The organism is Thermoplasmata archaeon, assembly GCA_038851035.1.
Lineage (GTDB): Archaea > Thermoplasmatota > DTKX01 > VGTL01 > VGTL01 > JAWCLH01.
Genome location: JAWCLH010000035.1, coordinates 18,325 through 28,419 on the forward strand (window position 1 = coordinate 18,325; position 10,095 = coordinate 28,419).

Below are 10,095 nucleotides of genomic sequence, written 5' to 3' on the forward strand. Positions count from 1 at the left end.
GGACAGGGAAAGAGAATACGCACAAGAAACTGATTATTGTTAGGAATCGCTTTTTCATTCTTTGACCTCCATCCTATGGAATTTTAAGATCATAATAGAGAGAAAAGTCATAAGATAAAGAATCAATGTCATTATCGGTGTAAAATTATTTATCAAACCATCAGACATATCATTGAGAATCTCATATTCACACCCGATGGGATTGGGGTGTTCTGGCAGAATGTTCAGGACGTATGGTGATAGAATGAAGAGTATCAGCAAAGTCACTGTACTCACAATCAAAGCGTAGTTGGACCTGAGGAATAGAAATAAAATTAATGAAAAAGATAAAAGTACAAAGAACAATAGAGTATCCACCAATAAACGAACCCCCCATAGTTTAAGAAATGCCAGATTGTTTGATATTGAAAACAGAATTGTTGTGAATAGAGCTATGCCCACAAGATAAAATATGGGCGGAATCATCATCTTTGATGCAAGTATAGAGATATTTCTTTTAGGTATTAGGAGCAATAGATGGTGCTCAAAATCACCCACCCCTCTGGAAGATGTATCGGATGAAAACATGGAGATACTAAGAATAATAACCAGAAGAATGTAGAAACCCCCGTCAATAACGTTTTTTGATGGAAATGAGTAATTGAATTGCCCACTTAGCGAAATAACATATAGAAACGCCAGAACACTAATTAAAATTAAGTAGATAGATATCCTGAGTCCCCGGAGAAGAATCACAGCGTCCTTCTCAAAAAGAGCCCTCCAACTCATTCCATCAGCTCCATATATCTCTCCTCGACTCCTTCTTCACCCGGACGAACGATTCCACATACGCTCCCGTTCTTTATAAAAACAATTTTTGTGCATATCTTTTCAGCTTCGAGCAGGTCATGGGTCGAAAGAATCACTGTTCCTTTTTCACGCGCATGGTTCTTGATCATCTGACGGAGAATGAGCCGGCCACCAGGGTCCAGCCCGGATGTCGCCTCGTCCAGTAGAATGACTTTTGGAGAATCAATGAACGCCATCCCTATTGCCACACGCTGTTTCATCCCTTTTGAAAATGTAGCCACGAGCCTGAGCTCATGTGAAAGTTTGATTCGTTCCAGCAGGATTTCTATTTTTCCGATGAGAATCTTTTTTTCCACACCTTTGATTCTGCCCCAGTAATACAGATTTTCGAACGCATTCAAATCATCCCAGATGGCTGTTCTTTCTGGAACATAGCCTATTATCTCTTTGATTTTTAATTTCTGCCTTGTGAGGTCATACCCATGGATTGTGACCTTTCCGGACGTGGGGCGCAGCAGACACGCTAATATTTTAATCAGAGTACTTTTTCCGCTTCCATTCGGTCCAACAATACCAATGATCTCGCCGGGCATGGCAGTCATGCTAACATCATTTAAGGCGGTTTTCGAACCATATTTTTTAAATAAATGCTCAATTTCAATCAATGGCCCCTACTCCTGAACTGAGATAAACTGATATAAAACATAAACGCTTCTTGACGGAGCAACATCCGTGTATTATATAACGGACCTGTATCAGGAAAACGGGTCGAATATGAAGTTCGAACATACACAGATCTTAATATATAATCGAATATATAGTTTTTTTCTAAAAAAAATAATATTATAAATTATCATCTTCTATCAACAAGGGAGGATTATGTCGGTGTCGGCAGGAGGCCTGAATGGCTGAGAACGGGAGAGGCCGCATCCCTAAGACCCCGGATTTATACATTGTAGAGAGGTTTCTAAATGTTCTCTGGGGCTCCGGAAGGGAGCTGGGGAGGACGCAGCTGCAGATGGCGGTGGGTATGAACTACAGGAGATGCAGCGTCTATATCGATCTGCTCCAGAGTGCCGGATTGATAACTGTCAAAAAGGACGAGAGAGGGCGTGAGGTCATCAAAATCACGGAGCTCGGGGTAAAGGTCCATAATGCCCTTTCAGAGTGTGTGAATATCTTCGGCAGGACTTCATAGTCAGTTTCGTGGGATTCCCAATCTCCTGGTCTTAAGGCCAAGAATGAATGGGTAGGTATCAGCTATCAATGAATTGATTTGCTCCATTGATATTTTGGGGACTGGAGAAAGACACATCAAGCCCCGGTCCCACTCCGTCCCTGGGTTGTACTGCAAAATGGCCCCCATGCGCAAGTTATTTTACCCCTCACCATCATTATCGCCACAAGCATGGAAGGCATGAAAAGGGTGGACTTCTCCGAAAAGTTCTGGCCGCAGGACAGCCCGTTCAGGGTCTCCATCGCCAAGGTCCTCGTTCCGAAGCAGCCGGAGCCCTCCGGCCCCCCCGACGCAGTCCTCATCAAGCTAAAATACATCGTTTCATTGCCCATCTCGGGCCCGGCCGACAGCGAGTTCTTCCAGAGCTTCCTGAAGACGCTCGAGCAGAAGAGGAGCTTCTGCGGCCTCTGGACGCCGGAGGTCTCGGAGCCCTACTACAACACCCACGAGGCCTCGGTGGAGCTGACGAGCTACTTGAGGAAGGGGCAGGAGGACCGAATTCTGCATTTAGACCATGTGGCCCGTGCTTCGCAGGAGAGGAAGGCAGTGGAGACCGAGGACGCCTATCTCGTGGAGCAGTTCATCAGCCTCCTGCAAAATGGAAAGAGCTTTAACACAGCGGTTGCCGAGGCCGAGAAAAAGACGAGGGAGCGCTTCAGCCGCGGTGAGAGGGCCGAGATGGAGATGGAGAGCGGTAGCCTCGCGGCGCACACGGAGCTTACTCCAAAAAAGACCCCGCTCATCCGCCCCCCACCCGGGCCCTCTCTTCAGAAGCCGGCCCCGGCGGGCCCCAGCCTCCCGGACGTACCCCCGGCTGAGCAGGCACCGAGCAGGGGCGAGCTTTCGGGCGCGCCCCTCCTCATCTCTAAAGAAATGGATGCGGAGATGGAACTCTCCCATACCGAGGTGCCGTTCGACATCAGCCTCAAGAAAAAGAAGGTGTAGCGCGAGCCACGAGGACGCCAGCCCAAGCGACCGCCGCGCGGTGGAGCTCGCTGATGGGGAGGCTGGCTTCAGGAATCCCATCCCTATCGGAGCCTATCGGAGGGTCCGTGCTAGCTCACAATACATCCGGAATAGAGAGGCGCCTCTCCCATCCCTGAACTTTTTCAGCACCATTAGAAAAGGCCTCACTTCTCCTCCAACAATGCCGGTGACAACGCTCTCCTCCGGCGGGTCCGCGACCCTCCATTGGCCCCCGAGGTTGCGGACGATGACCTCGCCCATGTAGGCCCCGGCGATGCGCAGAACTCCCGGCCCACCGCTCTGGAGGTTCCAGCCTGCGTCTATCAATCCATCGAGCAGAGAGAGGCTCTGGGGCGTGAGGTCGAGGGCGACCCCAAACTGCCTGTAGGCCTGTTCTATGAATACGGCGAGCTCGCGCCGCATCCCGCGCAGGGTCTCCCCAGAGGATAGAGCTTTCCATCTCTCGATACTCCTTCTCATCTCGCCCGCCAGCTCGTGGCCGGGGCATATCGAGAGGACTGCCTCGTATTCCCGCGCGGCCTCCTCGTAGCGGCCGAGCCGCGCGCATATCGCGCCCATCAGGAAGCGGGCCTCAACCGAGGCCGGGTTGTGAGAGATTACCATGGCGAGCTCCTCGAGCGCGAGGTCGTCCATCCCCTGAGCCTCGTAGGCCAGGGCGATGCCTAAGTGCACCACGTCTGGCTGGAAGCCCGGGTCGAGCTCGAGCACTCTCCGGAAGGCGAGGAGGGCCTCCCCGTGCCTCTCCTGGTCGCTGAGTCTCACCGCCTCCTGAAAAGCCTCCTCCGCCGGCGAGCTCCGGAGCTGCTCGTCCTCCCTTTTTCTGAATTTATTCAAGAGTCGCATCGCTCCTCCGCCCTTCCCTCGCGCCGGCTTACTTCAGGATGAGCTCGAACCCCTCCCGGGTGACAAGGAATGGGTGGTAGTCCGTGTCGTGGGCCGTCTTGCGCATCTTCACCACCCCGACGTACCTCCTAACCGAGGTCAGCTGGGCGCTCTCCACCTCGCGCAGTCTCAGATGTAGAATTCCGTCCGAGAGGAACTCCTCTACCCCGTGCTTGCCGAAGCGCTTCTCGTCCAGCCCGATCTCCGAGACGAGCAGCGTCGTGGCCTTGAGCGCCCTAAGCCTCTGGAAAAAGTGGAAAAGCTCGCGGCGCGGGTTGGTAAAGGTCACGAGGGAGTAGAGCGCATCTAATGAGTCGAGAACTAGGACGTCGCACCCTCTCTCCCTCTTATACCTCTCGAGGAGGCCGAGGATGGACTCAAGCCAATCCGCCCTCTCCTCGTCGATGTCCTGCCTCACTCCCGCGAGGTCAACGACCTGCATTCCGGCAACGCCCGAGGGGTCTAGGCCCAAACTAGCCATCTGGCCGAGCAGGCTCTCGCTGTCCTGCTCGAGCGATATGTAGAGGCTCTTCGCGCCCCTCCGGGCCGCGTGAAGCGCTATTGAGAAGCATATCGAGGACTTCAGGGAGCCCACGGGCCCGGCGACGAGCACCAGAAAGCCCTTCGGAATTCCGCCGCCCATCCTCTCGTCTAGGCCCGATATCATAGTCGGGAGGCGGTCGCCGCCTCCGGCCTCTTTACCCTCCGGCTCTAGGGGACGAATTCGGGGCTCCCTGACCACGCCATCACCGGTTCAAAATCGGGTTGCCTATATTTAAAAGCTCTTCGTCCCTTCGCCGCCCCCTCGCCATTGAAAAGCCTTCAGGAAAATGAAACAGCGCTCTCCAATGGTTAGATGGAGAGCGATAACCGTGAGCGCCGGGAGGATGTTCCGGCGGGTTTGTGGGATAAAAGCTCTTTGCTATCGGACGGTTAAGATTGCTATAGGAAGAATTCTCCATTTCACTAAGGCAAACAAGTCATCTCCCATCGGCCCCGCCATGCACCGAGAAAACATATGATTTCACTTCTGCAATAGGTATGGCAATTCGGAGAGACCATGAAGGATAATGTCCGGCTCGGGCTCTCCGATGCGGAGGCCCCTTCTGGACCTGTTGAGCCAGACCGTTCTGATTCCAGCTGCTCTCGCGCCGGGAATGTCGACTTCGGGCGTGTCTCCGATAAATAAGGTTTTTTCAGGCGATGCTCCCGCGGCTTTCAGAGCGTATCGGAAGATTCGGGGGCTGGGCTTGTAGGCGCGAGCTGTCTGGGAGGTCACCACGGCCTCAAAGTCTAGACCCTCTCGCTTCAGAATATCAATCAGGGGATAGTTGTCTGAGTTGGAGACCACCCCGAGCGTCATTGTTTCTGGCATTGCCTCGAGCGCCGGGTGGACATCGCTGAAGACCCCCGCCTTTCTGGTCAGTTCCACCCAGAGCTCCACCCCTCTCTCCGCATCGCCCTCTATCCCGAAACGCTCAAAGGTCTCCCGAAGGCTGCGCACATTGAGCTGGAGCTGCGTCACAAATGGCTCGTGACGGAAGTCCCTCCCTGCCGCCCAGAGCAGATTCACCCTCTCCCTGCTGTCCCAGTACGCGTGGAACTCGTTCTCTAGCTTTTCCCGCTCTGCAAACGCCCTTTCTGGTTTCCTATCTCTGAGAATTCTTCTCACGCACTCAAGGTGGACGCCCGTTACGTCCAGAATTGTCCCGTATGCATCGAAAAACACTGCGGTGACTTCTCCCGGAATTCCACCGCTCCCTCTGCTCTCGCACGCCGGTGCCACCCCGGCTACTTTGAGTTTCTCCTCTTCCTCTCCCCTCAAATCCATTCCCTAAGCCCCCCGGTGTGCGCCCACTCAGCCTGCTAGCTCCTTCTTCAGTCTCTCTATCACCTTCACGGGCGTGGGGTCCATCCCTCTTAGAATGGCAAGATAGAACGAGACAAAGTCCCCCACGAGAAGAGCGGTGAGCAGTCTCGCCAGAGCTCCTTCCCCACGCGAGCGGACCTCGGTCACGAACCGGGCCCTGTCCAGCCCCAGTTTTCTTGTCAGCTCCACTCGCTTAGCGACCCGCGGGTGCTCCTTCCGGTCTCGCAGGATAACCACCGCGCACTCACCGGCCCTCGGGTCCTCTGACCACGCGACGAGGTCGTTGTGGTCCATCTCCGGGAGAAAGTCCTCCCTCGCGAGAAGCTTTGAGTTCTCGTTTAGCTGGGTTCTCCAACGCTTTGCAACGGGAGCGAGAAAGGGGCCGCTAAATACCATGGGAAAGGCGCCGTAAAGCCCGGTGGCGATTTGCTTAGCGGGGTTGTTCTCCTCCGGTACATCCGGACCGATTTCGTCAATCATCGCCGAGAGCAGCCCCGCCGCTTCCCTGACCTCCGCCTCGCATCGGGGTCCACCGAGGTCTTCCAGCACCCCGAGCATCGGGAGAAGCATCAACGAGACCGCGGCTCTCGGTTGGAGACCAGGGGGCAGTTTTATGTGGCGACTTGCGTTGCCGAGCCGCTCCAAAGTTCCTCCAGAGGATATTGTTACAGGTTTGCACCCCTTCCTCAAGGCCAGCTCGAATGCCGATATTGTTTCTTCGGTGTTTCCGGAGTAACTAACGGCAAACACCAGGTGCTTCGGACCTACAAAGGAGGGGAGGTCGTAGTCCCGATTTACGTAGACGGGCGGACCGCCCCTTTCCATTATCCAAGACTGAAGGAGGTCGCCGCCTATCGCGGAGCCGCCCATGCCTATCACAACGACACCATCCAGCTCATCGATTCCTGAGATCTCAAGGCGGGGTCGGGGCAGGGCATAGGCCTTCTCCACAAGCTCAGGAAAGGAGAGGAGAATACCCATCATATCGGAGCGGTCAATTCTACGCATCGCCTCCACAGAATTCAGCGTCCTCATCTGCTCACCTCCTGTGTCCTCTCCTCCCCCCGGGGCTCCCTCATCCGTTCAAACCTCCGGTAACAGGCCAGCGCCCCCGGCGCTCCTCTGTGATTATCACTCTCGTGATTCCCCCGCAGAAAACTTCTTTTTTTCTCCCTTTCAACCCCCTCGCCACCTCCCTCCGTTATTTGAGCCGCATCGACTCCCCGCACCACGGACACGATATCCTGTCGGCTTCTGGTGAGAAGACTGCCTGAAAAACGCGGTTACAGGCGGAGCATAGGAGCTTTTGTGCTGTACCGGGTCCCGGAGTTTCGGGTGGCCTTCTGCCCCGGGTGTCGATTGCCTCTCCAATGGGCCTCGCCGGTGGCATTGGTCCAAGCGGAGGGCTTGCAGGTTGTGCAGTGGGGACCTCAAGTGGCTCTCTGGAGAGGGCAAGCTCTCCAAGTTCCATCGCGGCGCCGTAGTCCCCCGCTTCGAAAGCCCTCCGGGCCCTCTCGGCGGCGTCGGCTTTGTCCGGTGGGAGAGCACCAACGGAAGCGATTGCCTCATGCTCCCTTCGCACGTCCTCCAGTATTTTCACGGCCTTCGCGAAAAGCTGGGAGATATCTCGACTCTGGGCCTCGGACTTGAGGGCCAGCTCCCGTGCCCTGGCGAAATCTCCCGAGTGGAACAGCTCCGTGGCCTCCCTAAGGAGCTCTGCAGAGGCACCGGGAATGATTCCTCTCGACCGGAGGGTCTCGACCCCCCTCTGCGCCACGGCTATCGCCGCCCATGCTGTTTCGCGGGCTGGGCCGCCGGGACCCGGGGCGGCTGGGGGAGAGGGAGCAGAGACTGCTCTCGTCGGAATCGCTTGGGATGCTTGGGATGACACCTCCAGCTTCGGCGGGGTCGCTTGGGCAGTCTCAGCCCCGCCCCTCTTCGGCTGCCCTAGCAACACATCCTCGGCGCGCCCTTCCGCCACCACCCCTGGTTGCATATCCCTTTCCCGTTGCTGGAGCTGCACGGCGAGCTCCATCAGCTCTCTTTCGCGCTTCTCCTGCTCCGCTATCCGCTCATTGAGTTCTTTTTCCCGCCGCTGGAGCTCCTCGTTCCGCTTCTGGGTAGCAACATCCAGTTCTTTCAACGCTTGGGCGTTCTTAAGCAGGGTCTCCTTCCTCTTCATAAGCTTCTTGCTTTCGCTTTCCAGACTGGCGCGCATTGCGTCGAGCTCCTTTCTTCCTTCCTCCAGCCTGTTTCTTTCAGCCTCAAGGCGTTTCTGCGCTTCCTCGACGGCTCTCCTCTCCTCATCAAGTCTCGCCTTATCCTCTTCGAGCGCCTTTCTTTGTTCTTCGAATCTTTTCATCTTATTTTCAAATTCAACTCTTTCCACTTCTACCTTTTTCCTCTCTTCCTCGAGACTTCTCAGTTTTTCTTCGAGCTCTCCCCTCTCTATCTCCAACCGCTTTCTCTCTTGCTCGAGCCCCTTCAGTTTCTCATCATACTCGGCCCTCTCCTCATAAGGCTCCCTTGTTTGGTCCTTAACCTCCACTCCTCCATCAACCCCTCTTATCTCCGCTCTCTCCAGCTCTGCGATGCGCGCTCTGGCGCGCTCTAGTTCCTCGTCCCGCGCCTCCACCTCCTGCCTGAAGGCCTCCTCGAGCTCCACCTTTTCTTCCAAAGCCTTCTGGAGCTCCTCCACTGTTAATCTAAGCTCTTCCAGCTCCTTCTCCTTTGCCCTCAGCGCCTCCAATTCGCCCGCCATCTTTCTTAGCGTCCCAAGCTCCTCCTCCCTCTTCTTTCCAACCGCCTCGAACTCCGCCACCCTCTTCTTCAGTTTCTCAAGCTCCTCCTCTTTTCTTCTTAGCGCCTCAAGCTCCTCCGCCGCCATCACCACCACACCCGCAGCTCCTGCTCTAGAAGCCAAAACCCCACTCGGGAAGGCGGCTTCCAGGCGCTTCTCTCTCTCGGCGAGCTCCGCCCTCTCCGCCCTCAGCTCCTCAAAGCCCCTCTCCAAAGACTCCTTCTGCCTGAGGAGCTCCTCCTTCTCTCTGGTTATCCACTCCGTCTCTGCCATCAGCGCCCGGTTCTGTTCCTCCTCCCTCTTTCTCACGAGCTCCTCCTTTTCACTGATGCGCTTGGCCTCTTCTTCTAGCCTCCTCGCAGTCTGCAGAATTCGGTCCGCCTCCCTCTTCTGCCTCTCCTCCTCGGCGGATAGCCTGGCCTCGTGCTGCCTTATTCTCTCCAGCTCGCTCTCTATTTCCTCTTTTCTTTTCAGGAGCGCTTCTGACTCCTTCTCGAGGTCCTGCTGGGCGCCTTCAAGGTCAGCGCAGGCCTCCTCGAACTCCTTCTCCCTACGCGCAAGTTCCCCCATTTTTAGTAACACTTCATTTCTCTCGCTCGTGACCTTAGCGCTCATCTCCCTGAGCTCCGCGTCCCTCCTAGCGAGCTCCTGCTCCATCGCCCTGAGACGCTCGCTCTTCTTTGCCAACTCATCCTCCACCCCCATGAGCGCACGTTCCCGCGCCTCCACTTCTTTTTCCCTCCCGGCGAGCGCACACTCCCTCTGTGCCAGCTCACTTTCCCTTTTTTCAAACTCTTCCAATTTGGCACCAAGAACTCTCTTTTGCTCTTCCAGCTCTTCCAATTCTTTCTTGAGAGTTGCCTCACGCCCCTCTACCTGCTCCAGCCCCGCTTTCAGCTCACGCTCACGCGTCTCGAACTCTTTCTCTCTCCTCATCAGCTCTTCTTCTCGTCTCTCCACATCAGCGAGCCGGGTCTCCCTCTCGCTGATATCCGCCTCCTTTTCTTTAATGCGGTTGGCAAGGGCCACAAGCTTGCTCTTCTTCTCCTCGAATTCCTTTCTGTCCCTTTCAAGCCCTCTCGCCATCTCCTCAAGCCTGTGCTTTTCTTCTTCAAACCTCGCTTGCTCCGCCTCCAGAATCGATGACTTCTGAGCAAGCTCAGCGCTCTTTTTATCGATTCTCCGTATCTGTTCTTCTAGCTCGGCCTGGAGACTATACAGCTCTTTCTGCTGGTTGCTGAGCTCGTCCTCCCTGGACTTGAGCTCGGCCTCAACCCATCCCAATTGCTCCTCCCTCTCCCGCAGTCCCGTTTCTCGGCTAGAGAGCTCTGCTTCCTTGCTCCGGAGGATCCTTTCCGCCTCTTTCCATCTCTCCACAATCTCGTCTTCCTTTGCCTTAAGCGCCGCCTCAGACTCCTCCCTTAACTTCTCTATCTCCCTTTCCTTCAACCTCAGAGCCGCCTCAGACTCCTCCCTTAACTTCTCTATCTCCCCTTCCTTCAACCTCAGAGCCGCCTCAGACTCCTCCCT

General features: G+C 55.4%; 9 protein-coding genes. 2 read left to right on the forward strand and 7 right to left on the reverse strand.

What is annotated here, in order from left to right:
• Nucleotides 1-54: 54 nt before the first annotated feature.
• Nucleotides 55-768 (reverse strand): hypothetical protein, encoded by a 714-nt coding sequence (locus tag QW379_09485; protein ID MEM2870629.1) that lies wholly within the window; start codon nt 766-768, stop codon nt 55-57.
• On the reverse strand, nt 765-1,454 hold the full coding sequence (locus tag QW379_09490; GenBank protein ID MEM2870630.1) for an ABC transporter ATP-binding protein: 690 nt from the start codon (nt 1,452-1,454) through the stop codon (nt 765-767). Before QW379_09490 ends, QW379_09485 begins: the two co-directional genes overlap by 4 nt.
• Nucleotides 1,455-1,693: 239 nt before the next feature.
• Here QW379_09490 and QW379_09495 point away from each other — a divergent pair, with 239 nt between their 5' ends.
• Together QW379_09495 and QW379_09500 are read left to right on the forward strand one after the other, a co-directional pair.
• Nucleotides 1,694-1,987, forward strand: a complete 294-nt coding sequence (locus QW379_09495) for a winged helix-turn-helix domain-containing protein (protein ID MEM2870631.1) — start codon at nt 1,694-1,696, stop codon at nt 1,985-1,987.
• 210 nt (nt 1,988-2,197) lie between these two features.
• On the forward strand, nt 2,198-2,971 hold the full coding sequence (locus tag QW379_09500) for a hypothetical protein (GenBank protein ID MEM2870632.1): 774 nt from the start codon (nt 2,198-2,200) through the stop codon (nt 2,969-2,971).
• Nucleotides 2,972-3,064: 93 nt separating this feature from the next.
• Here the strand turns inward: QW379_09500 and QW379_09505 are convergent, their stop codons facing one another.
• From QW379_09505 to QW379_09525, 5 genes are all read right to left on the reverse strand, one after another.
• Nucleotides 3,065-3,856, reverse strand: coding sequence for a tetratricopeptide repeat protein (locus tag QW379_09505; GenBank protein ID MEM2870633.1), 792 nt, complete (start codon nt 3,854-3,856; stop codon nt 3,065-3,067).
• Between the two features lie 28 nt (nt 3,857-3,884).
• Nucleotides 3,885-4,637 carry an ATPase domain-containing protein gene (locus QW379_09510; protein MEM2870634.1) on the reverse strand — a complete coding sequence of 251 codons (753 nt, stop codon included), beginning with the start codon at nt 4,635-4,637 and terminating at the stop codon, nt 3,885-3,887.
• A gap of 282 nt (nt 4,638-4,919) precedes the next feature.
• Entirely contained in the window at nt 4,920-5,726 is an 807-nt protein-coding gene (locus QW379_09515) for an HAD family hydrolase (protein ID MEM2870635.1), read from the reverse strand.
• A gap of 27 nt (nt 5,727-5,753) precedes the next feature.
• Nucleotides 5,754-6,800, reverse strand: coding sequence for a bifunctional phosphoglucose/phosphomannose isomerase (locus tag QW379_09520; protein ID MEM2870636.1), 1,047 nt, complete (start codon nt 6,798-6,800; stop codon nt 5,754-5,756).
• 166 nt (nt 6,801-6,966) lie between these two features.
• A partial coding sequence (locus QW379_09525) for a hypothetical protein (GenBank protein ID MEM2870637.1) occupies nt 6,967-10,095 on the reverse strand: 3,129 nt, incomplete at its 5' end.

Coding starts and splice junctions, on each gene's coding strand:
- QW379_09485 (MEM2870629.1), bottom strand. CDS start 768: ATGAGTTGGAGGGCTCTTTTTGAGAAGGACGCTGTGATTCTTCTCCGG.
- QW379_09515 (MEM2870635.1), bottom strand. CDS start 5,726: ATGGATTTGAGGGGAGAGGAAGAGGAGAAACTCAAAGTAGCCGGGGTG.
- QW379_09500 (MEM2870632.1), top strand. CDS start 2,198: ATGGAAGGCATGAAAAGGGTGGACTTCTCCGAAAAGTTCTGGCCGCAG.
- QW379_09520 (MEM2870636.1), bottom strand. CDS start 6,800: ATGAGGACGCTGAATTCTGTGGAGGCGATGCGTAGAATTGACCGCTCC.
- QW379_09495 (MEM2870631.1), top strand. CDS start 1,694: ATGGCTGAGAACGGGAGAGGCCGCATCCCTAAGACCCCGGATTTATAC.
- QW379_09505 (MEM2870633.1), bottom strand. CDS start 3,856: ATGCGACTCTTGAATAAATTCAGAAAAAGGGAGGACGAGCAGCTCCGG.